23 protein-coding genes and 1 pseudogene are annotated in these 24215 nt (G+C 53.1%); all 24 read left to right on the top strand.

All coding sequences use genetic code 11. The features are described from left to right. Positions 1 to 9 precede the first annotated feature (9 nt). Complete coding sequence (locus B0W44_RS17255; RefSeq protein WP_149027068.1) at positions 10 to 696, top strand: YcdB/YcdC domain-containing protein; 687 nt, start codon at positions 10 to 12, stop codon at positions 694 to 696. Continuing rightward, the gene (locus B0W44_RS17250) at positions 660 to 1475 is read left to right on the top strand and encodes a YcdB/YcdC domain-containing protein (RefSeq protein ID WP_077721107.1); all 816 of its coding nucleotides are present in this window, start codon (positions 660 to 662) and stop codon (positions 1473 to 1475) included. Before B0W44_RS17255 ends, B0W44_RS17250 begins: the two co-directional genes overlap by 37 nt. Before the next feature lie 268 nt (positions 1476 to 1743). Next, on the top strand, positions 1744 to 2157 hold the full coding sequence (locus B0W44_RS17245; protein WP_077721106.1) for a helix-turn-helix domain-containing protein: 414 nt from the start codon (positions 1744 to 1746) through the stop codon (positions 2155 to 2157). Positions 2158 to 2356: 199 nt separating this feature from the next. Beyond that, the gene (locus B0W44_RS17240) at positions 2357 to 3199 is read left to right on the top strand and encodes an SPFH domain-containing protein (RefSeq protein WP_228441699.1); all 843 of its coding nucleotides are present in this window, start codon (positions 2357 to 2359) and stop codon (positions 3197 to 3199) included. Further along, complete coding sequence (locus B0W44_RS17235; RefSeq protein WP_077721104.1) at positions 3196 to 3375, top strand: type II toxin-antitoxin system antitoxin; 180 nt, start codon at positions 3196 to 3198, stop codon at positions 3373 to 3375. Before B0W44_RS17240 ends, B0W44_RS17235 begins: the two co-directional genes overlap by 4 nt. A gap of 126 nt (positions 3376 to 3501) precedes the next feature. Continuing rightward, complete coding sequence (yknW, locus tag B0W44_RS17230; protein ID WP_228441305.1) at positions 3502 to 4173, top strand: YknW family membrane protein; 672 nt, start codon at positions 3502 to 3504, stop codon at positions 4171 to 4173. After that, positions 4174 to 5337 carry an efflux RND transporter periplasmic adaptor subunit gene (locus B0W44_RS17225; protein ID WP_077721102.1) on the top strand — a complete coding sequence of 388 codons (1164 nt, stop codon included), beginning with the start codon at positions 4174 to 4176 and terminating at the stop codon, positions 5335 to 5337. It begins immediately after the preceding gene. Then, complete coding sequence (locus tag B0W44_RS17220; RefSeq protein ID WP_077721101.1) at positions 5334 to 6035, top strand: ABC transporter ATP-binding protein; 702 nt, start codon at positions 5334 to 5336, stop codon at positions 6033 to 6035. The genes B0W44_RS17225 and B0W44_RS17220 overlap by 4 nt, the downstream gene beginning before the upstream one ends. Continuing rightward, positions 6032 to 7225 carry an ABC transporter permease gene (locus B0W44_RS17215; protein WP_077721100.1) on the top strand — a complete coding sequence of 398 codons (1194 nt, stop codon included), beginning with the start codon at positions 6032 to 6034 and terminating at the stop codon, positions 7223 to 7225. The genes B0W44_RS17220 and B0W44_RS17215 overlap by 4 nt, the downstream gene beginning before the upstream one ends. Positions 7226 to 7521: 296 nt before the next feature. Further along, positions 7522 to 8424, top strand: coding sequence for a nucleoside hydrolase (locus B0W44_RS17210; RefSeq protein ID WP_077721099.1), 903 nt, complete (start codon positions 7522 to 7524; stop codon positions 8422 to 8424). 20 nt (positions 8425 to 8444) lie between these two features. Further along, positions 8445 to 9038: an ECF transporter S component gene (locus tag B0W44_RS17205; protein WP_077721098.1), complete on the top strand. Its 594-nt coding sequence runs from the start codon at positions 8445 to 8447 to the stop codon at positions 9036 to 9038. Between the two features lie 71 nt (positions 9039 to 9109). Continuing rightward, a complete protein-coding gene (locus B0W44_RS17200; RefSeq protein ID WP_077721097.1) occupies positions 9110 to 9856 on the top strand; it encodes an energy-coupling factor transporter transmembrane component T in 747 nt (248 codons plus the stop codon). Then, positions 9853 to 10710 carry an energy-coupling factor ABC transporter ATP-binding protein gene (locus B0W44_RS17195; RefSeq protein ID WP_149027066.1) on the top strand — a complete coding sequence of 286 codons (858 nt, stop codon included), beginning with the start codon at positions 9853 to 9855 and terminating at the stop codon, positions 10708 to 10710. Before B0W44_RS17200 ends, B0W44_RS17195 begins: the two co-directional genes overlap by 4 nt. Continuing rightward, positions 10707 to 11531 (top strand): energy-coupling factor ABC transporter ATP-binding protein, encoded by an 825-nt coding sequence (locus tag B0W44_RS17190; RefSeq protein WP_077721096.1) that lies wholly within the window; start codon positions 10707 to 10709, stop codon positions 11529 to 11531. Before B0W44_RS17195 ends, B0W44_RS17190 begins: the two co-directional genes overlap by 4 nt. 10 nt (positions 11532 to 11541) lie before the next feature. Then, complete coding sequence (rbsK, locus tag B0W44_RS17185; RefSeq protein WP_077721482.1) at positions 11542 to 12453, top strand: ribokinase; 912 nt, start codon at positions 11542 to 11544, stop codon at positions 12451 to 12453. A gap of 225 nt (positions 12454 to 12678) precedes the next feature. Continuing rightward, entirely contained in the window at positions 12679 to 13113 is a 435-nt protein-coding gene (locus B0W44_RS17180; protein WP_169835650.1) for a YwiB family protein, read from the top strand. Between the two features lie 5 nt (positions 13114 to 13118). Continuing rightward, a pseudogene (gene argS, locus B0W44_RS17175) lies at positions 13119 to 14788 on the top strand (arginine--tRNA ligase). A gap of 230 nt (positions 14789 to 15018) precedes the next feature. Beyond that, the gene (locus tag B0W44_RS17170; RefSeq protein ID WP_077721094.1) at positions 15019 to 16008 is read left to right on the top strand and encodes a LacI family DNA-binding transcriptional regulator; all 990 of its coding nucleotides are present in this window, start codon (positions 15019 to 15021) and stop codon (positions 16006 to 16008) included. Between the two features lie 298 nt (positions 16009 to 16306). Beyond that, positions 16307 to 17719 (top strand): sugar ABC transporter substrate-binding protein, encoded by a 1413-nt coding sequence (locus B0W44_RS17165; RefSeq protein ID WP_077721093.1) that lies wholly within the window; start codon positions 16307 to 16309, stop codon positions 17717 to 17719. After that, positions 17716 to 18684, top strand: coding sequence for a carbohydrate ABC transporter permease (locus B0W44_RS17160; protein ID WP_077721092.1), 969 nt, complete (start codon positions 17716 to 17718; stop codon positions 18682 to 18684). The genes B0W44_RS17165 and B0W44_RS17160 overlap by 4 nt, the downstream gene beginning before the upstream one ends. Before the next feature lie 17 nt (positions 18685 to 18701). Then, positions 18702 to 19532, top strand: a complete 831-nt coding sequence (locus B0W44_RS17155) for a carbohydrate ABC transporter permease (protein WP_228441302.1) — start codon at positions 18702 to 18704, stop codon at positions 19530 to 19532. Further along, positions 19532 to 20626 (top strand): ABC transporter ATP-binding protein, encoded by a 1095-nt coding sequence (locus B0W44_RS17150; protein ID WP_077721090.1) that lies wholly within the window; start codon positions 19532 to 19534, stop codon positions 20624 to 20626. Before B0W44_RS17155 ends, B0W44_RS17150 begins: the two co-directional genes overlap by 1 nt. A 224-nt stretch (positions 20627 to 20850) precedes the next feature. Further along, a complete protein-coding gene (locus B0W44_RS17145; RefSeq protein ID WP_077721089.1) occupies positions 20851 to 22971 on the top strand; it encodes a (Fe-S)-binding protein in 2121 nt (706 codons plus the stop codon). Positions 22972 to 23012: 41 nt separating this feature from the next. After that, positions 23013 to 24197, top strand: coding sequence for an acetyl-CoA C-acetyltransferase (locus tag B0W44_RS17140; protein WP_077721088.1), 1185 nt, complete (start codon positions 23013 to 23015; stop codon positions 24195 to 24197). Positions 24198 to 24215: the final 18 nt, after the last annotated feature.

Below are 24215 nucleotides of genomic sequence, written 5' to 3'. Positions count from 1 at the left end.
AAGGTGTTATTGAAACAAAAAATGACGGGAGTGGTGCACAAGGTGACTCTGGAACAACTGAAAGAGCAGGCCCGTGCCATCGCGGACGTACCGGAACACTATGCCCTTGAAATAGAAGACTTTATGCAGAACGAAGCTAAGCCGGAATCAGGTGAGGCGATGTTTGTTTGGTCGGACCCCGAGACCGGCGAAGGGATTTTGGTCACACTCGGGAAGAATTGCGACCTTATCGATCTGACAGTTGACCGGGAGGGCGAAGAGAATACAACTGTACGTCTACTCCCTCTCTCTGAACGTCAGAAACGCGCTGAGCAATTTATGACGAAGCACTATCCCGAGGCGCTCAAGTTGTTTCACTTGACGCACACAAATGAGAAAAGAGGGGCCGTACAGTTCACGTATGAACAGAAAGTGATGGGCTTGCCGCTTCCGCACAGCGGTTGTGACGTGAAAGTAAATGACAGCGGGGACATTGTCGGATTTACCTATCACGGTGAGAAACCGGCGCCAGACGTTCCGGCAGAACTCGTTTCCAAAGAGAGCTTGCGGCAACACGTGGCGGACAGTCTCGACCTCCGGTTGCAAGTCGCTTGTCTGCACGAAGAGATATACGAGGGGGTAACGGGAAATGGCGACTCGTGTATGAACCTCTCCCGCGCGTGGTCTCGTTCAGGGCTGATGACGGGAAGCCGCTAAGCGGAGGATCAGACGAAGAAGGCGAATACGTTTCATTTGAACCACTGCCTGAACTGTTGCCAGACGGGGGTATTTCCCACGGCAGTTCTATCGAGCAGTTGATCGGGGTTGATGAATCCCAGCTTGAGAGAGTGCGTGAACTGGACATGGGCGACCAGTTGGGGGTCGTGTGGCGTGACCGAAAGTGGCGGGACGATACAGAAGACCGGTCGCTGAAAGGTTTTTTCGATCGACGTACACAGGATACGGTGAAAGCGATGATCGACAAGAAGAGTGGACGGTTGTGCTCGTTCATGTGGTTTGCGGAACGAAACGGCGATCTGGCGTTGACGCGCGAGGAATGCTTGCACATAGCCCTGTCGTTTTTGCAACAAATCCTTCCCGAACCACACCGCTACTTACGTCTCAAGCGATGGAGTGATGAAGAGACTGATAGCCGCCGGGAAATGTTCACGTTCCGCCTGTACGCAGGCAATGTTCCCGTTTATTTACAGTATGTGCAAATATGTGTGAACCGGACGACGGGTTATGTCGACCATTTTACCGGAATGGACATCGATCCGACCCAGTTAGACCTTGTTCCCACTTCCCCCGAAGTGGAGCGGGAAACGGCGAAAGCAAACTATTTACAGGCCCTCGACTTTAAACTCACCTGGCAAAAAGATGACGACAAAGGGGAAGACGCGTACATGCTCGTTTACAAACTGTGTCATCGCGACACGCAAAAAACGATCCCCTTTATCGACGCGGTCACGGGCGAGGTCATTTGTGAACAGTGATGAGAACCTGTTACTGCCGCTCGCCATCCGAATTGCGCGAGCATTCAACACGACGGTGGAGGAAGTGTTTCTTTACGAGGAGGGTGGCAGCAAATGAGACTATTAGAACGCAAGCATTATCTTCTCTAGCCAGCATTGCAAACATACTGTACACACTGGCTGCCAAATGCCAAAACGTGTTTGTAAACCGTTAGTTGACACGTGTAACAATAGGTTTGTTTCGCATTTTTCGGGATTGGGGTAAGCTGTTAGGTGGGGAGGTGATCACATGGAATTTGGCAGCAAACTGAAGAAGTTGAGGGAAGAACACAATCTGTCCCAGGAAGAGTTGGCCCAGAAGTTAAACGTTTCCCGCCAGGCGGTTTACAAGTGGGAGGCACATAAAGGCTACCCTGACATACACAATTTGATCAGATTGAGTGACATGTTTGACGTGACCATAGACGATCTCATCAGAAGTGATAAAAAGTTGCAGGATAAGATTAGTATTGACGAAGAAAGGTCGTTTGAACAATTCTCGGACCCGGGGTTCTACATAGGAATCGTATTGGTTTTTCTCGGGTTAGTCCTTTTTGATCATTCACTGTCCTACGCGTTCACGATTGTCGGGTTGCTCACCATGGTGTTTTTGACGGATGTGATCCAATCGGTCAAATCCCTTTTTAATTCCAAAGAATCGTAATACTTTACCGCCGTGTTTACGTTTGTGAACTTTTGCACCGTTTACATGGACAAGCTACCTTTCTACATAAGGTAGCTTGTCCATTTGCTAGTATATTGCATTACGATAGACCGCGCCCAATAAAACAGGTGACGAGGTGATAATATTATGATATCATATTGATAACAATTCAAAAAAAGGGGAAATGCGAGTGAGGCCAATCAGTGAAAAACGAGCGTGGCGCGTGAACGGTTTTCTCATGTTGTTGGCGGACGTCATCCTCCTCATTGCCGGAATTTTGCTCGTTGCGTGGGGGAATCCGCTCGGTGTTTTTCTTTTCGTTGTGATAGCCTTGACAGTAACGGGTTTCGTGATCGTCCATCCGAATGAATCCCGCGTGCTCACTTTCTTGGGCAGGTATACAGGGACCATTCGGGAGTCTGGCTTTTTCTGGGCCAATCCCTTCGCGTGGAAGAGCCGTGTGTCTTTGCGCGTGCGCAACTTTAACAGCGGAAAGTTAAAAGTGAACGACGCGAAAGGAAACCCCATCGAAATCGGGGCAGTCGTCGTGTGGCGGGTGGTGGATACGGCAAAGGCGATGTTTGACGTCGACGATTACAAAGAGTTTGTGTCCATCCAGTCGGAGACCGCGATTCGGGCCTTGGCGAGCCAGTATCCGTACGACAGCTACGAGGAAGACGTGGCGTCACTCAGGGGAATTCCTGACGAAGTGGCGGACGCGTTAAAACGGCAAGTGCAGGAGCGGTTGCAAGTCGCGGGTGTGGAAGTCATGGAAGCGCGCATCAGCCACCTTGCCTACGCCCAGGAAATTGCCCAGGCGATGCTGCGGCGGCAGCAGGCGGAAGCCGTTATCGCCGCCCGGGAAAAGATTGTTGAAGGTGCGGTTAGCATGGTGGAAATGGCCATTACCCACTTTGAGCAGCAACACCTGGTCAAGTTGGATGACGAGCGAAGAGCGTCGATGGTGAACAATTTAATGGTCGCTCTTGTCGCGGAAGGGGACGCGCAGCCGGTCATTAACACCGGTACATTGTACTCATGAGTGAAAAAAAGCGGTTCCTCCTGCGCCTCGATCCCGAGCTGTACAAAGTGCTGGAGAAGTGGGCAGCAGATGAGTTCCGCAGTGTGAATGCACAAATCGAGTTTCTGTTAAAAATGTCGGCCAAAAAGGCGGGGAGATACAAGGAGAACGGCAACGGGACAGTGAAAAGAGGATAATTCACGTTGTGAAGATTAAATTTTATTTTTTTGCAACTTTTGATTGTTTCACACGTATATGTGTTTAGAATAGCCCTGACATGAGGTCTCTTTGGTGACATTATGCTAGAATGGGAGAGGATTTATGTGAGTGACCAGTCGACCGTGTCAAAACCGTCGTTACTCGGGATGGTCTGGAGCCCGGGTGAGCAGTTTGAACGCATGCGGGAGCGCCCAGTTTTTTGGGGAGCGCTCATCATTGTCACTTTGTTATCCGTCGCGGCTTCAATGATACTCTTTTACGCCATGCCGGATGACATGTACGACGTGCCGGGGATGCAGTTGACAGAAGAACAACTGGCCATGGCAAAAACGATGGGTGCCGTCACTGCCGTTTTAGATGCCTTGATCGGGACACCCATCGGCATTCTCATTTCGGCGCTGATTATGTTCCTCATTACAAAACTAGCGCAAAAAGACACGACGTTCAGGCAACTGTTTTCGCTGAACACATACATCATGTTTATTTCAGGGATCGGGCAGCTGTTAAACGCTCTGATCCGCCTGGCGATTGGAGGAGATCCTGTCGTCTTTGTGACCAGCCTTGGCTCGTTAGTGGAGGCTGAAGGGATGACCGCCGGAATCCTGGGTGGGATCGAGCTGTTCTCTATCTGGGCGACAGTGCTGACAGCCATAGGACTGTACAAAGTGGGCAGACTGTCGAAAGGAGCTGCGTGGACAGTTGCCATCGTCATTTTCGTCATTGGCTTGATTTTTTCTGTAGTCGGTGGAGTATTTTCAGGAACGGCAGGTGTCTAGGTGAAGAAGATCTGGATTGCAATCGGAGTCGCAACCGTTATCGTGTTACTGGTTGGTATCAATGTCTGGCGCCAAGTGGCGGCTGAAGGCTTAACGGTGAAAACGACACAGTTGGAACAGCGGGAAATTGCGTCGAGTGTCATGACACCGGGGACGCTGAAATTGAAAAACGAGCAGACGGTCTACGCCTCTCCCGAAAAGGGAGAGGTGGATGAGATCCTGGTGGAAGAAGGGGACCAGGTTAAGGAGGGGGATGCGCTGCTTCGTTATGCGAACGAGCAGCTTGAACTGGAGAAAGAGCAAAATGCCCTCACGATTGAATCGAATTATCTTCGCCTCAACCACTTGAAAAAGCAGTTGGATCGTCTGGACGAAAAGGAAGACGAAGCGGACGAACAAATCGGCGGGGAACAAGCGGTTCAGTCCATTGAAGACGAACGCGACCAGCTCGAAATGGAGCGGCGCATGGCCAACATTGAGTTAAAGCAAGCTCAACTGCAAAAAGAAACGATCGATAAACAGTTGAAAGACTTAACGGTGAAGAGCGAGGTGGACGGCACCGTGCTATCCGTTGACGAAGTGGCCGCTCATGCTACGAATCAGACGGAGCCTCAACCGGTCATCCGCATCGCCGCGTTGGACGAGCTCATCGTAGAAGGGGTTATTTCCGAATACGATACGTTGAAAGTGGAAGAAGGGCAGGCAGTGGTCCTCAGTTCAGACGTCGTGCCGGACGAGGAGTGGAAAGGAAAAGTCACCCACATCGGGTATTTGCCGGAGCAGAGCAACAGCATGAACGGCGAGACGGAAGCCGTCCAGTACGCTGTGGAAGTAGCGGTTGAGAGCGAGGACATCCCCTTGAAGCCCGGTTTCCAAATGATTATGGAAATCGAGACAGAGAAACGGAAGGTCCCGACACTTCCCCTCAGCGCCGTCATCTCAGAGAGTCGAGCGGCAGTCGATGGCGATTCAACGGAGGCGTCCAGTGAAGAAGAGCATTACGTTTTCGTCGTAAAAGACGGAAAAGCCGAGCGCCGCCCAGTGGAAGTTGGCATCGTGTCTGACGACCGCATTGAAATCAAGGACGGACTGGAACCGGATGAACACGTCATTGTCGATCCGCCGGACGATTTGAAAGACGGCGCGGAAGTGACAGTCAAATGATCCGCCTGGACAATATTGTGAAAAGCTACACCATCGGGAAAGAAGTTGTTCCCGTCTTAAAGGGTGTGAGTGTCACTGTGTCTAAGGGAGAATTCGTGGCGATCATGGGGCCTTCCGGTTCAGGCAAATCGACGTTGATGAACATTATCGGGTGCCTCGACAGGCCGACGAGCGGGGACTATTGGCTCAACGGCGAACGGGTGTCCGAGTACGACGACACGAAGCTGGCAAAAGTGCGCAACCGCTCGATTGGGTTCGTCTTTCAGCAGTTTCAACTGTTGTCGCGTCTCGACGCGTTGAAAAATGTCGAACTCCCGATGGTTTACGCTGGTATTCCGAAAAAAGAGCGTCAGGAAAGGGCGGCAGAGGCACTGAAGAAAGTCGGCCTCGCTGACCGGATGACCCATTTGCCGAATGAACTGTCAGGCGGACAGAAGCAGCGCGTCGCCATCGCCCGGGCGATTGTGAATCAACCGGCGATCATTCTCGCGGACGAACCGACTGGAGCTTTAGACACGAAAACGAGCGCGTCCATCATGGAACAGTTTAGACAGTTAAACGAAGAGGGGACAACCCTCGTCGTCGTCACACACGAGCCGGAAGTGGCGGAATACGCCGAACGCACCGTCCTTGTCCGCGACGGTGTGATCATGGGTGAAGGGGACAGTGTAACGGAAGGAGAGGCGAACGTCACATGAGTGTGTGGGAAAGCGTCCGAATCGCTTTTTCTTCCATCAGAGCGCACAAAATGCGCTCATTGCTGACGATGCTCGGCATCATTATCGGAGTGGGTTCAGTCATTGTCGTCGTGGCCATTGGCCAGGGCGGCGAGGAAATGTTGAAATCCCAGTTGACGGGACCGGGCAATACGATCGAAGTGATGTACCAACCGAGTGAGGAAGAGATTCAGTCCAACCCGAACATCTTTCTCGAGCCGCCCTTTACACAGGAAGACATTCGCTTATTGCAGAGTATCCCGGAAGTGGAGCAAGTGGTGACAGCCAGTTCGGAGTTCGGCAACGTCCGCTTTCGGGAAGAAACGCTGGAAGCGTCCATTACCGGCGTGAACGAAGCGTATTTTAACTTGAACGAACTGAACGTGGAAGACGGGCGCGCTTTCACGTCCGCCGACTTTCTCGGCGGACGCCGCGTAGCACTAGTTGGGGCCTCTGTAGAGGAAGAACTGTTCGGAGAAGACAAGGCCGTTGGCGAAATAATCCGCATCGGGGTCCAGCCCGTGGAAATTGTCGGCGTTTTGGAAAAGCCGACAGGCGTCTTCGCCCTCGGGGCCAATGAAGTGTATGTGCCTTGGAACACGTGGCGCACCATTTACGGGAAAAGTGACATCAGCCAGGTGACGCTGCAGGCGAAAGACGCGGAATCGCTCCAGATCGCTGGGGAGAAAGCGGCGGACCTCTTAAACCGCGCGCACCAGACAGAAGATTCGTATCAAGTGTTTAACATGGAAGCGTTGGCGGAGGGGATCGGACAAATTACCGGCATCATGACCGCCATTATCGGGAGCATCGCCGGCATCTCGTTGCTCGTGGGCGGAATCGGCGTGATGAACATTATGCTCGTCTCCGTCACGGAGAGGACGCGGGAAATCGGCATCCGCATGGCTGTCGGAGCGACGCGAGGTCAAGTCATGTTTCAATTTCTCGTCGAGTCCATGACTCTGACGCTCATCGGCGGGACCATCGGCATTTTGCTCGGATGGGGTGCGGCCTCCCTCGTCTCGCTGTTCGCCGGTTGGCCGTCCCTCGTTTCGTGGTACGTCGTCGTCGGAGCGGTTCTGTTCTCTATGCTGATCGGCGTTATCTTTGGCCTCCTGCCTGCCAACAAGGCGTCGCGCCTCGATCCCATTGAATCGCTCCGGTATGAGTAGAGCCGTGTGGAGGGACACCATGGCCGACGATGGCGGATGAGAAAACATAGAGGCTTGCCTTAACCAGTCGGAAACTTTGGACCCGTTTTCGGCTGGTTATTTTTATGTCTGCGTTCGCATCATTTGTATTACCGATTACCGTATCATTTGCAATTCAGAAAGAATCGCATTAAGTGGTTATATAGGCTGCCAATGGATCATAGCCGTATCGTATCGGGTAACTTTTTCTCCATCCATCCCTCATAATCCGTCATAGCACGAAAAAATTGGAAGATTAACCTAAAGGAGGACGGAACATGGCCAAACCGATCATCATCGATTGTGATCCCGGCATTGATGATGCAATTGCGATGTTTCTCGCCATCGCTTCCGAGGAACTCGACGTCAAACTCGTGACGACGTGTGCAGGGAATCTTTCGCTGGACACCGTCACGCGTAACGCACTGCAGTTGCTGAGCTTCGTCGGACACGATATCGAAGTGGCTCCAGGGGCTAAGGAACCTTTGCTCAAAGAATTAGTGGTGGCTGAGGAGGTGCATGGTGAGACAGGGCTGGGAGGCATACAGTTGGGAGACGCCAACTACTCTGTTAGTAAACGATCGGCATGGGAGGCGATGCGAGATGTGCTGATACACTCCGAACAGAAAGTGACGATTGTGGCGATTGGTCCGTTAACGAATGTGGCCCTGTTATTGAAAGCGTATCCGGACATTCGAGACCGGATCGAACAGGTCACCATCATGGGGGGTGCGTGCGATGGTGGCAACACGACACCTGTAGCGGAATTTAACATTTACGTGGACCCTCACGCGGCTAAGATCGTCTTCGATTCGGGACTTCCGATTCAAATGTTTGGTTTAGATGTGACGATGAAAGTCACGATTCTCAAGCATGAGATTGAGGCTATTCGCAATATAGGCAACCGAACAGGCGAATTAGTGGCCAAGATGTTGGATTTTTACAGCAGGGATGACCGCGTCATGGGAATGCATGATCCTTGTACGATTGCGTACCTTCTAGATCCTTCTTTATTCACGCTCACGCCGTGTCATGTCCAAGTTGAGACGAACAGCGAATTAACGGCGGGTCAAACCGTAGTGGATCGAATGAGCCAACTCAAAAATGCAGAGGTCGCTTTCGATGTGGAGCGAGACCGAATGGTCGATTTGCTTTACGACTCACTCAAAAAATTAAATTGAGATTAGGGAGGGTACTGATAATGAAGAGAGGGCTGAAGCACGACTTCACGCTGGTGGCGATATTGCTGATTCCGATCGGGGTCGCTGTAAACGTTGTCATCGGGCAGCTCGTTCAAATTTTAAAGATTCCGCTCTACTTAGATGTTATTGGAACGATGATCACGGCGATGGTTGCCGGTCCTTGGGTGGGTGCCGTCGTCGGCCTAGCGAACAATCTCATTCTATCTATCTTTCAACCGACGATCTTGCCGTTTGCCCTCGTATCGATTGCGATCGGACTGACCGTAGGCTATTTATCCAAAAAGAAGATGCTGACGAATATCGGCAGAACGATTGTGACCGGTATCATCATCACACTCATTGCCGTCGTCATGTCATCCTTCATTTCCGTTTTCCTATATGGGGGAGCCACAGGAACGTCTTCCGACACGATCACCGCCTTGTTATTGGCCTCGGGGCAAGAAATATGGACCGCGGTCTTTACAAAAAATATCATTGTGGAGAGCATCGACAAGATTGTATCTATTTTAATCGCTTACTTCATCGTACGCAGTATGTCTGATCGGTATTTATCCAAACTGAACTACGGGTCACCTTATATTAAGAAGAAGTAGGGATGAATGACAGGGGCAGAGAAGCTCGGTCGTGCGGACTTTTCTGTCCCTTACAGAGCGGAGGATCACGCATGGAAAAGACGAACTGGTTTCTGGAGCTCTACCCGACTACCAAACTTTTCGTCACGTTGTTTATGGTGGTTTCAGCATTTCTCGTTGAAGGGTATTGGTATGCGTATTTGATGCTGCCTGTCTGTCTCATCATTGCTTACTTTACTGAAACATCGAAAGAGTTGTGGAGCTTGGTGATGAAAGGCCTGTTGCCGATCTGCCTGTTTATTTTCCTATTCCAGATCTTTTTTCACCCCGGTGAGACGGTGTGGTGGACGTGGCATACACTGTCGATCACACAAGAGGGAATTGATTTCAGCTTGATTTTAACCTCGCGCATTGTCGCGGTCGGTTCTGCTATCATCTTATTTTTTAGGGTCACACCCGTGAAGGACTTTGTTTATGCGCTTGAGAAGCTCGGGCTTTCACCGAAGGCGACATATGTGGTCTTGGCGACCTTCAACATTATTCCCGAAATGCACAAGTTATCACTTGCGATCATGGACGCTCAAAAAACACGCGGGGTAGAGACGGAGGGGAATCTACTCGTGCGAGCAAAGGCGTTTTTACCGACATTAGCTCCGCTCATCCTGACGTCGATCGCTCATACTGAAGAGCGAGCCATTACATTGGAAGCGAGGGCCTTCACCGTTCCCGTGAAAAAGACGAGCTTATATCAGTTGAAAAAAACAAAGAAAGACACTGGCGTTCGGGCCCTGATCCTCATTTTATTGATCATCATTGTCGTCTGGAGGTTCGTCTTGTGAAACAGATTGAAATGATTGACCTCTCCTACCGTTATCCGACGAGTAAGGAAGATGTGTTGAGGCAAGTGAACATCAATATCGAAAAAGGATGTGTGTACGCCCTCATCGGAACGAATGGGAGTGGGAAGACCACCCTGTGCAATGTGATGCGAGGATTTATTCCCCACTTTTACAACGGAGATCTGCGGGGGAAGGTCTTAGTGGAAGGGAAAGACATCCGAGAGTGGGCGTTAGGGGATCTCGCGCAGAAGATCGGGTTTGTCTTCGAAAATCCCTTCACCCAGATCAGTGGTGTCAAGGACACCGTATTCGAGGAAGTAGCGTTCGGGCTTGAAAATTTAGGGGTTGAGGTACGCGAGATTAAACAGAAAGTCAAGCATACTCTTCAATTGTTAGGAATTGAGGAATTACAAGATCACAAACCGCAGGAGCTGTCCGGTGGTCAGAAGCAAAGGGTGGCCATCGCTTCCATCCTTGCGATGGAACCGGACATTCTCGTCATTGACGAACCGACATCCCAGTTGGACCCACTCGGTACCGAAGCCGTATTTAAAATCATCGAGCTCATGAAAAAAAGGGGGATGACCATTATCCTCGTCGAACATAAGATGGAGCTCATCGCGGAATACGCAGACTATGTCTTTCTGATGCAAGACGGTCGCATTGTCATGCAAGGTGATGCAGCCACAGTGTTCTCAGATAAGCGCGTACTCCAATTCGGTGTCACCCTCCCGCAATACGCCCTTCTAGGGATCGAGATGAACGAAAAGGGAATGCTCCTTCCTCGCATTCCAATCACTGAACGAGAGGCGGTTACAACGATCAGAAACTGGTTGGAAGGAGAGGGACCGTGAGTTATTTAACGTTGAACGACGTCACGTACCGTTATCCGAATGGTTACAAGGCCGTTGACGGAGTGAGCATGTCCTTTGAAAAAGGCGAGTCGGTGGCGATCATCGGGCAGAACGGTGCGGGAAAGACCACGACTGTGAAACTGATGAACGGGTTACTAAAACCTGAAAAGGGCGATGTATTCATCGACGGTTGGAATACGAAAGATTACACGACGGCACAAATCTCCAAAAAAGTGGGATATGTCTTTCAAAATCCGGACGATCAAATTTTTCATAACGATGTTTACAGTGAGATCGCATTTGGCCCCAAAAACCAGAAGCTACCGCCGGAAGCGGTTAAAGAAAATGTGATGAAGGCGGCCGAACGAACGGGATTAACCCCAGTCTTAGAAGAAAACCCGTATAACCTCCCTTATTCCCTGCGGAAATTTGTGACGATCGCGTCTGTCTTGGCGATGGATACAGATGTGATCATCTTGGATGAACCGACTGCAGGACAAGACCCCGCGGCTCTAGATAGACTTGCCTCCATCATACAATCTTTAATTGGGGAGAAAAAGTTAGTCATGACGATTACCCATGACATGGAATTCGTCGTCAACCACTTTGAGCGGGTGATCGTCATGGCGGACCGGAGGAAAATAGCAGACAAGTCGAAAAGAGAAGTTTTCTGGGATTTTGGCATTTTGGAACAAAGTATGCTCAAACAGCCTCACATCAGCCGGTTGAGTCATTCGCTTCAACTTCAAGCGCCGATATTGACCATCGATGACATGATACAATGTTTACAACAAAAGAAGAGAGCACAGGAAAAAGTTTGAGGTGGACGGTTTGAAATCGAAGAACATACTCGTGATCGGCAGTCTCAACATCGATCTCGTGACCCGCGTGCCGCACCTTCCGCAACCTGGGGAAACGATCGCCAGCAGAAAGTTCCAGAAGAACCCAGGTGGAAAAGGGGCGAACCAAGCTGTGGCGGCCGCCAAGCTGGGTGCCAACGTGACGATGATCGGCAAAGTAGGAACGGATGAACACGGGGAATTGTTAATCAACAGTTTAAGGTCAGCCGGCGTTTCCACGGCAGGCATCCGGCGGGAGGGCACCACCGGCATGGCGTTTATCAGTGTGAGTGACGAAGGGGAGAATCACATTGTGCTCGTGGCGGGTGACAACAACGCTGTGCGCCGCTCTGACATATCGGCCATGAGAGGGCTTATTGAGGAAAGCGACATGATCGTCATGCAGCTGGAGATTCCGCTAGAAGTGGTGAAACATGCTTTAGAACTGGCGGTCGGACTCGGTAAAAACGTCATTTTAAATCCGGCTCCGGCACGAGATCTGCCGGCGGAGATGCTGCGACATGTGTACGTCCTCATACCCAACGAAACGGAACTGCAGATCCTTTCCGGAATGCCTACTTCAACGGAACAAGAAATCGTCGATGCCGCCCGACACTTGAACTCCCTCGGCAACCAGCGGGTCATCGTCACCATGGGGGACAGAGGTTCTTTCTTGATTAGTGAGACCCTTCACACTCACATCCCCGCTTACCCTGTACGCGCAGTGGACACGACTGCCGCCGGGGACGCCTACGTGGCAGCCTTTGCCGTGGGGAAGACACAAGGGATGTCCGATGTAGAAGCGGCTAAATTCGCAAGCAAAGTAGCAGCGATCACAGTGACGAGGGAAGGGGCGCAGCCGTCTTTGCCGACGCGGGATGATGTGCAGCGTTATCCACTTTAAATGTTTATGAAATTCCATCGTGGTGTCGATGTCTCCACCAGCCCTAAAGTGATTCCATAGTGTTATCGTGCCGTTAAGATGGCGGAAAGTACCAGGTAGACTTTCCGCACCGTTTAGGATTGTATGTCTTGGGGATTTACTTCCCCGTTTTTGTTTGCGAGAAACTTGGCAGATGCGTGTGCAGGATGGTAAGATAACGATTAATTGGCGAAAGGGGTACGGACCGTGGCGGACGGAATCACGGTGAAAACCCGATTGCAGACAACCCAGATTGCAGAAGACGGTTCAGTTGACCGTCAACAGAGCGAGAGCACAGGAAAAGGGTGGTTTGGCGACGCGCAGTGGGTGGTGTGCTTTTCGGAGCGGACAGAAGAGCGCGAATCCGCCACGACGACAGTCAAAGTGGGAAAGAACTGTCTGACTGTCATTCGCCGCGGCTACGTGACGATGCGGCAAGTTTTTCACCCGAAAAAGGAAACGAAGGGCCTGTACACTCATCCGTACGGCGCGATGGAAATGGTGGCTGAGACGGAACGCTTCCACCGGAGTGCAGGTCCAGAAGGCTGGCAGGTGGAATGGTCTTACCGGCTGCGATTAAACGGTGTCGAAGCAGGAACGTTTCACATGAACTTGACGATAAAACCGGCAGGAACGGAGTGAATGGCGTGAACGTGTTAGAGCAACTGCAAGACTCACTGAGAAACGAGATTCGCAAGGCGGTGATAGAGTCCGGACTAGCGAAGGTGGATGAGGTCCCCGACGTTGTGCTGGAAACGCCGAAGGACAAAGTACACGGCGATGTCGCCACGAATATGGCGATGCAGCTTTCGCGCATTGCCCGCCGCAACCCGCGGGACATTGCCGAACACCTCGTCCGACATGTCGACAAAAGAGCGGCCCACGTCGAGAAAATAGAGATTGCCGGTCCCGGATTTATTAATTTCTTTCTAGACAAATCGGTTCTGACCGACATTGTGGAAACTGTTTTGACACAAGGAGACCGTTACGGCCACAGTGACGCCGGAAAAGGGGAGAAGGTGCTCGTCGAATTTGTGAGTGCCAACCCGACCGGACATCTGCACTTGGGCCACGCTCGAGGGGCAGCAGTCGGCGACGCTTTGAGCAACGTCCTTTCCGCCGCGGGTTACGATGTCACCCGGGAGTACTACATTAACGACGCCGGGAACCAGGTGAATATGTTGGCCCGCTCCATCGAAGTCCGTTACTTTCAGGCGCTAGGTATCGATAAAGAAATGCCTGAAGACGGCTACCACGGAAAAGAAATTGTCGAACTCGGGAAGAGGCTGGCGGAAGAGTACGGCGATCACTACGTGTCCGTTCCGGAAAAAGAGCGCCTCGCTTTTTTCCGGGAGTACGGGTTGCAACAGGAACTGGACAAAATAAAGGCCGATTTACACCGGTACCGCGTCCACTTTGACGAGTGGTTTTCCGAGTCCTCGCTGTACGATTCGGGGACGTAACCAGCACACTGGACGAATTGTTCGAGCGGGGCGTTTTGTATGAGCGAGACGGTGCCACCTGGCTCAAGACGAGTGATTACGGTGACGACAAAGACAGGGTGCTCGTGAAACAAGACGGGTCCTACACGTACTTGACTCCCGATATCGCTTACCACAAAAACAAGTTCAGCCGCGGATTTGACCGGCTGATCAACGTGTGGGGGGCCGACCACCACGGGTACATCCCGCGCATGAAAGCGGCTCTTGAAGCAATCGGGTACGATCCGGGCCGACTGCAGATTGTCATCACGCAAATGGTGCGGCTGTACAAAGACGGCGAAGAGGTGAAGATGTCCAAGCGGACGGGAAAAGCGGTCACCTTGGAAGAGTTGATGGACGAAGTAGGCGTCGATGCGACCCGCTATTTCTTCACCATGCGGAGCTCGGACACGCATCTTGATTTTGATCTCGATCTCGCTGTCTCCCAGTCGAACGAAAATCCCGTGTTTTACGTCCAGTACGCTCATGCGCGCATACACAGTGTGTTGCGGCAAGCGGAAGAGAGACGATTGGACACAAAACTTGAGCCCGCTGTGTTGAAGCGGTTGACCCGCGAGCGGGAGAGTGACCTGTTGATGAAACTGGGCGATTTTCCGCAGGAAATCGCGACTGCGGCAGAACAGCTGGCACCGCACCGCATTTTGAACTACTTGTACGACTTGGCCTCCCAATTTCACAGCTATTACAATGCAGAGCGCGTGTTGACGGACGACGTGGAGTTGAGTCGCGCCCGTTTGAATTTGTTGCGGGCGGTGGCGACGGTGATTAAGAACGGACTGGCACTGGTGGGTGTGTCTGCTCCGGAACGCATGTGACATACAGGAAGACTCAGCAGGGGAAGCGGGTCGTGGGCGATGCCTGTACTCCGGAGCGCAGTCACATTCAGAAAGACCTTTGAGCCTAACGGGAAGAGGTGAGATCTTCCTGGGATCGCGGGCGCGGACGAAATGCGTTAGAAAGTATTGTCGCGCCCGGTCGGTTTTTATATAATAAACTATTGAGAAGAACTGAATGGGAACGTTCCCGTTGTTGGGAGAAAGCTTCTATGAGTGCCACGATTAAAGATGTTGCACGGTTAGCAGGGGTATCCAAGTCGACGGTTTCACGGGTGCTATCGAACAGTGGTAAGTACAGTCAGGAAGCGAAAGAAAAGGTGATGCAGGCTGCTAAAGAGCTGAACTACACGTCGAATGCCATCGCGCGGGCCATGGTGACAAAACAGACTGGAAACATCGGTTTTCTCATCCACCATCGACACGAGCCCGTTTTGTCCCACCCGTTTTACTCGCAGCTTCTCTCGGCTGTAGTCGAAACAGCGACCGTGTACAACCACGGGGTACTCGTATTTACAGATCGCGACATCCAAAAGTGTATCGAAAACTTTCAAGCCCAGCGCGTCGATGGCGTAATACTGGCTAGCCGCATGACGCGTGACATTCTAGAACGCTTTAGCGCGGCGAATATTCCCGTCGTGTTGGTCAATCATTCCGTAAAAGTAGAAAATGCGAGTTACGTCAAGAACGATGACTACGGAGGGGCGTACGACGCCGTCTACTATTTGTTAAAACAAGGGCATCGCCGCATCGGTCTCATATGTGACCCCGACGAACGTCAACGCTACGAGGCGTACAGGCAAGCCCTTCACCATCATGGGGTCGCGTATGATGAGGCCCTCGTCTATTTTACGGATGCCAAAGTGGAGCAGGGTAAACAGGGAGCCCGTTACTTTCTAGGGCAGTCCCGTCTCCCGTCTGCTATATTTGCAGCGAACGACATGACAGCGATCGGGGTGATTAAAGAGCTAAAAGCGAACGGCATCCAAGTTCCGCACGACGTGAGTGTCGTCGGGTTTGACGATATTGAATTTGCTTCGCTGTACGAGCCGGCCCTCACGACGGTGAAAGTGGACAAAACATTGATTGGAGAGCTGGCGGTTCGTCAGTTGTTGCGCCACATAAACAGCGAATCCCGCAACGAAGACCTCGGCGAGGAGATCACGCTCCCGGCGTCCCTCGTCGTACGGGAATCAACGTAGAAGACGCGCGCCAAACGTAAACATGTGGGATGAGTGGGAACGTTACCACGCTTTGTCGTCTTTACGGGGCATTGCCCCCTTCGGTTTCGCCAGCAAAGGCGTTAGAAAACTGTATTCATGATACATGCGTCTTCCCAATGTCTGTATCAAGTGGGAACGATCCCACTAGAGTCGTGGAGTACAGGTTCGGAGTTGTGACGGCATCTCTTGTTTAAGGAGGTGGTCGACTGCGTTCGTGTGCATCGTCATCGGCTTGAGTTTGACCGTTTAAACTAAAATGTAGACAGGGGGAAACATCGTGTATCACGGTAAAAAGCGCACGTTGCTCGTGAGTCTACTTGTGTTAAGCCTCATTTTGGCCAGTTGCAGCACGGACCCTGCAAGTGGCGGCGACAGTGGGGAAGCCGACAGTAGTGGAGACGGCGTCAAGGCGGACGGTGACACCGTGACGCTGGAAGTGTGGACGATCGGAAAGCCACAGGAAGAGCACCGAATGGAAAACATTAAAGAAGCGGCGAAACAGCTGAACGAACAGTTGGAAGCCGAAGGGGAAGCGACGCGAATTGTCATTGAAGGCAAGCATGAGGATGTGGACTGGAACGACTACAAACAGCAATTTACCCTGGCCGTTGAATCGAATAAAGCTCCTGACATCATTTTGAGCGGGCACGAAGATGTGGCGCCGTGGTCGCAAGCCGGTTACATTGTGCCCTTGGACGAGTACGTCGAAGAACATGAACAATTCGACGACGTGTACGACGTGCTGTGGGAATCAGTACAGTATAAAGGGAACACTTGGGCGATCCCGCAAGACGTCGAGGCCCGTCCCATATACTACCAAAAAGAGTACTTGAAGGAGCTGGGCTGGTCCGACGAAGAGATTGACGCCTTGCCCGAAAAAATCGAATCGGGCGACTTTACGCTGTACGATTTGTTAGAGACGGCCAACAAAGCCCAGGAACAAGGTATCGTGAAAGAGGGGCACGGGTTTTTCCACCGCCCGCAGCAGGGGAACGACTTTTACATGTTTTACTACGCCTTCGGCGGTGAGATGTTCGATGACACTGAAGGAAAACTTGTACTCGATCGAGAGGCGCTGCTGAAGTTTTACCAGTTCTTCCACGATACGGTGTTTGAATACGAGACCACGCCGGAAGACTTCATCGGCATGGAGTGGGACATCTGGCACAAGACTGTGACGTCGAAGGAGGCGTTTATCAGCCAGGCGGGTACGTGGACTGTCGCCGAGTGGAAAGAACAGTACAACTTGTCGGAAGAAGACTGGGAGAACATGGGCTACGCCTTAGTGCCAGCGGGTGAAAAAGGCGGCACGCCGGTAACCTTGTCCCATCCGCTCGTCTACATGATCACGTCAGAGAGCGAGCATCCCGACTGGGCGGCGAGAGTGTTGGCCATGGCGACGACGCCGGAGTTGAACACGAAGCACGCTGTGGAAAGCAATCACCTCGCGATACTGGAAACGCAGGAAGAAGATCCTGACTACGCCAATGATCCGTTTTTAAGCGACGTGACGTACATGCTCCAGTACACGACCTACTTGCCGAACCACGAGCAGTTCGGCACGTATGATGAAGCCGTCTTTCGGGGCTTGACTGCCGTCGAGGCGGGACAGATGGTGCCGCAAGAAGCTGTCGACATCGTCGTGGAAGAGCTGGAGCGGCAGCTGGGGGATGAGGTGATCATCCGATGAGTGTGACAACGGTGGACGCTCAAGTGACGCGAGGCGAACCGGCAGAAGGGTGGTGGAGCCGCTACCGGCTTCCCCTCCTCTTTTTGTTGCCGTCCCTCGTCGTTACGGTTTGCTTTTTTGTCGCGCCGGTCGTCATCACGCTCATCATCAGCATGACGGACATGAGTGTGTCCACGGGCTTAAGCGGGTTTAGCTGGATCGGGTTGGAGCATTACCGGAGCATTGCCGACAGTCCGTGGGTACCGGTGATCTTAAAGAACACCTTTCTGTACGTTGCCGGTACCTTGATCTTCTTCAACGTCGGATTGGGGCTCGTCATTGCTGTGGCGACGGCATTTATCCCCAAGCCGCAAGGGTCAGTTTTCCGCGCCTTGTGGCTGTTGCCGCGGATCACCCCTTCTGTCGTGTACGTGATCATGATGAAGTGGGCTGCCGCTGACGCGCCGTACGGCATCCTCAACCAGTGGCTTGCGCCCCTCGGCGTCGAGCCGCAAAACTGGATGTACGCCCAGCCGTGGCTGTTTATCATTGCGTTAAACGGCTTCGTCGGGGCGTCCATGGGCATGATTCTGTTCAGTTCCGCCATCCAGTCCATTCCGTCCACCCACTTTTTGGCCGCCGAAGTGGACGGCGCCTCAAACTGGCAGATCATCCGCAGGATTGTGCTGCCCCAGTTAAAGTGGCCGATACTGTTTACGACTGTGTACCAAACACTGTCACTGTTGACGTCCTTTGAGTACATTATGCTCACGACTAACGGCGGGCCCGGATTTTACACGACGGAAGTGTGGTCGCTTTACGCTTACCACACCGCCCTGTCCAATTACTACGGCAACGCCCAGTACGGCCTGGGGGCAGCGCTCACAGCTATCCTCGTCGTCATTGGGATTATCATGTCCGTCGTGTACTTTAAGTTTTTCCGGTTTAAAGAGCTTGTGGCCCGGCCGAAAATCGAAATCAACTGATGGGAGGGATCACGGACATGCAGCAGTCGGAGAACGCCCGTCGCGCTTGGGTGCCTTACCTCATTCTCATTCCGATCACCTTGCCGATCGTCATGATGTACACCTGGCTGTTTGTGTCCTCCTTCAGTACGGGGATGCAGGGAATCATCCCGCAAGGGTTTACCCTGGACAACTGGCGCTTCCTGTGGGAGACAAAGCAAGGGGCAGCCAGCATATGGGCGTACGCGGTCAACACGTTCCTGTTTGCCGCTTGCGTTACGGTAGTGGAACTTTTAGTCGCCTCACTGGCCGCATATGCCATCTCCCGGCTGAATTTTCCAGGCAGACGGCTGTTTCTCTCCTTTGTGATCATTCTCCACGCGTTTCCGAGCATCACGCTCATCATTGCCATCTTTTTCATTTTGCGCATGCTCGGCCTGTACGACACCTTAACGGGCGTCATCGTCGTCAAGGTCGCCTTTGAGTTGCCGTTTGCCATCTGGATCATGAAAGGTTTTTTTGACAACGTGCCGTGGGATCTCGAAATTGCGGCCATGGTGGACGGGGCATCACGTTGGAACGTCTGGCGGAAAGTGGTGATGCCTGTCGTGCGTCCCGGTTTGGCTGCCTTGGCTGTCTTCGCCTTTTTAACAGGTTGGAGCGAGTTTATGATCCCGTTTTTATTCGCGCCGAATTCGTCGACTCAGACGCTGTCTGTCTTTCTCAACATGCTCACGAGTCAGGCCGATGAAGCGAACTACGGGTTGGTGACAGCTGTCGGGTTGTTCTACATCCTCCCCGTGCTCATCTTCTACGCCTTGACGCAAAAGTATCTGTTAAACATCTTTTCAGGAGGGGTGAAAGGGTAATGGATGTTCAACTGGAAAACGTAGACAAGCAGTTCGGTTCTGTCCGCGCTGTCAAAGGGCTCACGTTACACGTGAAAGACGGCGACATGGTGGCGCTCCTCGGACCTTCCGGCTGCGGCAAGACGACGACCCTGTTCATGCTGGCCGGCATTTACCGGCCGACAAAGGGCACGATCCGCTTTGGAGACAAAGTTGTCAACCACTTGCGACCGCAAGAGCGGAAAATTGGGATGGTCTTTCAAAATTACGCCCTCTACCCCCACATGAGTGTCTTCGACAATATCGCTTTTCCGCTCTCCATCCAAAAAAAGAAAGCGCACGAGATTCGACAGCGGGTCCATCGAGTGGCCGAGCTGGTCCAAATCGAGCACCTCCTAAAGCGCAAACCCGGTGAGTTGTCCGGCGGCCAGCAGCAACGCGTCTCGCTGGCGCGGGCCCTCGTGAAAGAGCCGGCGCTTTTGCTTCTGGACGAACCGCTCTCGAACCTCGACGCGTCTCTGCGCATGCGCATGCGGGCGGAAATCCGCAACATTCAGCAGCAGCTGGGGATCACGGCTATTTTTGTCACACACGACCAAACGGAAGCGATGACCATGGCGGACAAAATTGCACTGATGAAAGACGGCGCGCTCATGGCTTACGGTGAGCCGATGACGTTGTACGACCGCCCGGCCCGTCTGTTTGTGGCACAATTTCTCGGCAGTCCGTCCATTAATGTCATACCGGTCGTGATTCAAGGCGGGCGGGCGTTGAATGCGCGGGACCGCAGTGTGGTGACGAAACTGGGACCCTCTGTATCCTTTCAGCATCAACGTCTTGTATTGGCCGTTCGACCGGAACACATCGCCCTCACATCGCCGTACGAAGGGGACATCACCGGTAAAGTGGTGTTGGAGGAAGCGCTTGGCCATGAATATTTGTACACGGTCGACTACGGCGGCGACCGGTTGCGCGTCCGCGCGGCGCGGCCCCTGCGCGTTGAGGTGCACGATTTGGTGGGCCTCAAACTGGATTGGGAGAAAGTACACTGGTTCGATGAACAGGAAGAGCGGGTGGACGTGCATGTAATTGAAAAAAGCGCCATTGGTGAGTGATCTCTTACAGCTCGAGGTGTTCAAGAAAGCGAAAAAAGGGGCTTCTTGAACACTTTTTTTGAGTCATCCGCCATCCAAAATTTCGTTATGCCACTACACGATATAACATGATATAATAAGACAGCGAAGAAATGGACATGCATTTTATGATACAATGCAGATAAGTTGAAATTCAATCGCATGTCCCAAAATTAAGACCCAAGTTGACAAAAGGAGTGGCACCATTGAGCGTGTGGCTAATCATCAACTGGCTCGTCTTTCTCGCTGTCGCAGCTTATGCCCTCTACTTGTTTGGCTACGTCGTGTACAGCCGCTATCAGTTCATATCACTGGGGAGAAAAGCCCCGATGAAAAAGCAGTACGATGCGCGGCTTAAAGAAGTGTGGATCAACGTCTTTGGACAGAAGAAACTGCTCAAAGACAAAAAGAGCGGCCTCATGCACGTCATCATGTTCTACGGGTTCATCGTCTTGCAGTTCGGCGCCGTCGACCTGTTCATCAAAGGGTTGGCTCCCGGCCACCACTTGCCGGTACCGGCGTACCCGGCGTTTACCTTCGTCCAGGAAATCGTGACCCTCCTCGTCCTGATGGCGACCGTTTACGCGGCGTACCGCCGGTTCGGGGAGAAATTGGCCCGGCTCAAACAGACGTGGAAAGCAGGGCTCGTCATTTGGTTTCTCACGTCCTTAATGGTCTCCATCCTCATGTCTGCTGCCTTCGACGTCGTGTGGCAGAAAGAAACCACCGGCTGGGCACATCCCGTCGCTTCCTTGTTGGCGCTTCCATTCCTGGGTCTGTCCGATACAGCGGCCATGGTCGGATTTTACGCCTTTTGGTGGATGCACGCCCTCGTCTTGTTCGCCTTTCTCGTCTACGTGCCCCAGTCCAAGCACGCTCATTTAATCGCCGCTCCGATCAATGTCTTTCTCAAGCGGCAGGACCCGCCCGGGAAGCTTGAGAACGTCGACTTCGAAGACGAAGAGGCGGAGTCGTTCGGGAAAAACAAAATCGAACAGTTCGACCGCAACGAGCTCCTCGATCTGTACGCCTGCGTCGAGTGCGGGCGTTGCACCGACGTCTGTCCGGCAGCGGGGACGGGCAAAATGCTCTCGCCGATGGACCTCATCGTCAAAATGCGGGACCACTTAACCGAGAAAGGATCCGCCATCACCTCACGGTCGCCGTGGATGCCGGCCTTCGCCTTTGCCGGAGCGAACCAAACGGCAATGGAGACTGCCGTCACGCGGGTGAACGAGGCGGCCGACCGGGCGCATCCGGAGTACGATTACCCCGTCCAACTGATTGGCGACGTCATCACCGAAAGCGAGTTGTGGGCGTGCACCACGTGCCGCAACTGCGAAGACGCCTGCCCGGTGAGCAACGAACACGTCGGCAAAATCGTCGACATGCGGCGCTACCTCGTCCTGACCGAAGGAAAGATGCCGCCGGAAGTCTCCCGCACTTTCCAAAACATCGAGCGGCAGAGCAACCCGTGGGGCATTAACCGCAAAGAGCGGGTGAAGTGGGTAGAAGGCCGGGAAGAGCTGACCGTCCCCACTGTGAAGCAAGTCGAATCGTTCGAATACTTATTCTGGGTCGGCTCCATGGGCTCGTTCGACAGCCGCAGCACGAAAGTGTCGGAAGCGTTCGTGCGCTTGCTGCACGAGGCAGAAGTCTCCTTTGCCATCCTTGGGAACGAAGAGAAAAACTCCGGCGACGTGGCGCGCCGGATGGGGAACGACTTTCTCTTTCAACAGTTGGCGGCCGAAAACATCGCCACCTTCCAAAAGTACAAGGTGAAAAAGATCGTCACGTGCGACCCCCACGCCTACAACACGTTCAAACACGAGTACCCGGACTTTGGGTTGGAAGGAGTGGACGTGTACCACCACACCGAACTGCTGGCCCTCTTGTTAGAAGAAGGGCGGCTTGAGCCGCGGTTTGCAGTGAACGAGCGCATCACGTACCACGACTCGTGTTACCTCGGAAGGTACAACGACCAGTACGACGCACCGCGGACCATCATCTCGCGCATCCCCGGCGCGGAGCTGGTGGAGATGGCGCGCAGCCGGGAGAACGCCATGTGCTGTGGCGCCGGCGGCGGGATGATGTGGATGGAAGAGACGGACGGCATCCGGGTGAACGTCGCCCGGACGGAACAGGCGATGGCCGTGAACCCGAGCACCATTGCCAGCGCGTGCCCGTATTGCCTGACGATGATGAGTGACGGAACGAAAGCGAAAGAAGTGGAGGATAAAGTCCACACGAAAGACGTGGCGGAAATATTGGCCGAGTCTGTTTTTGGACCTGACGGCGGAACGAGAGAAAAGCCGTTCGTTCACTGAGGGGAGAACGACTACTGACGTTTAAAGAGAGGAGAAGGACGATGAAACGGACAGTCATCGTAGACGGGGTGCGAACGCCGATTGGCAAATTCGGCGGGGTGTTCAAGGATGTACCTGCAGTCGATCTCGGGGCTCACGCCATAAGCGAGGCGTTAAAGCGATCTCATGTTCCCCCGGAAGAAGTGGAGCACGTCGTGATGGGGATGGTGTTGCAAGGGGGAGCTGGACAGATCCCGTCCCGACAGGCAGCGCGCAAAGCTGGGCTCCCTTGGGACGTGACGTCGGAAACGTTGAACAAAGTGTGCGCCTCCGGGTTGAGAAGCGTCACGCTAGCCGAACAAATCATCCGCAGCGGGGACGCTGACGTCATCGTGGCTGGCGGGATGGAAAGCATGAGCCAAGCGCCGTACATACTGCCACAGGCGCGGTGGGGGCACAGGATGGGGCACGTTGAGACGAGAGACTTAATGGTTCACGACGGGTTGTGGTGTGCGTTCGACGACGTGCACATGGCTGTACATGGAAGTCGAGTGGCCCAGGAGTACGGCGTCGACCGGAAATCTCAAGACGAGTGGGCGCTGCGCAGTCACGAGCGGGCCATCGCTGCGATCGCGAGCGGCAAGATGGGGGAAGAAATTGTGCCGTTTACCGTGCGCCAAAGAAAAGGGGCTCAACGCGTGGACACCGACGAAGCGCCGCGCAGCGACACGTCACTGGAAAAGCTGGCCCAATTGCCCCCCATTTTCGACGAAGAAGGGACCGTGACTGCTGGCAACGCTCCGGGGGTCAACGACGGAGCGGGTGCATTCGTCCTCGCATCGGCGGAAAAGGCCGAGGCGTTGGGATTGCGTCCGAAGGCTGAAATTTTAGGGCACGCCACGGTTGGGGCCGAAGCCCCTTATTTGGCCACTGTTCCAGCCCTCGCCGCTCAAAAACTGTTGAAAAAGACAGGTTATGCCCTGGACGACATCCATTTGTTTGAAATCAACGAAGCGTTTGCTGCAGTGACGTTGACGAGTCAAAAACTTCTCGGGATCGACAGTGAGAAATTAAACGTCAACGGTGGAGCTGTCGCCTTGGGACATCCGATCGGGGCCAGCGGCGCCCGCATTGTACTCACCTTGATGTATGAACTGAGACGCCGCGGCGGTGGTCTCGGAATCGCCGCCATTTGCAGTGGGGCTGCCCAAGGGGATGCGGTTCTGATTCGTGTGGACGGAAGTTAAATGTCCACAGTGTGACCG

The organism is Novibacillus thermophilus, assembly GCF_002005165.1.
GTDB lineage: Bacteria > Bacillota > Bacilli > Thermoactinomycetales > Novibacillaceae > Novibacillus > Novibacillus thermophilus.
The sequence above is the reverse complement of the archived record's forward strand: the minus strand, read 5'-3'. Positions and strand labels throughout refer to the sequence as shown.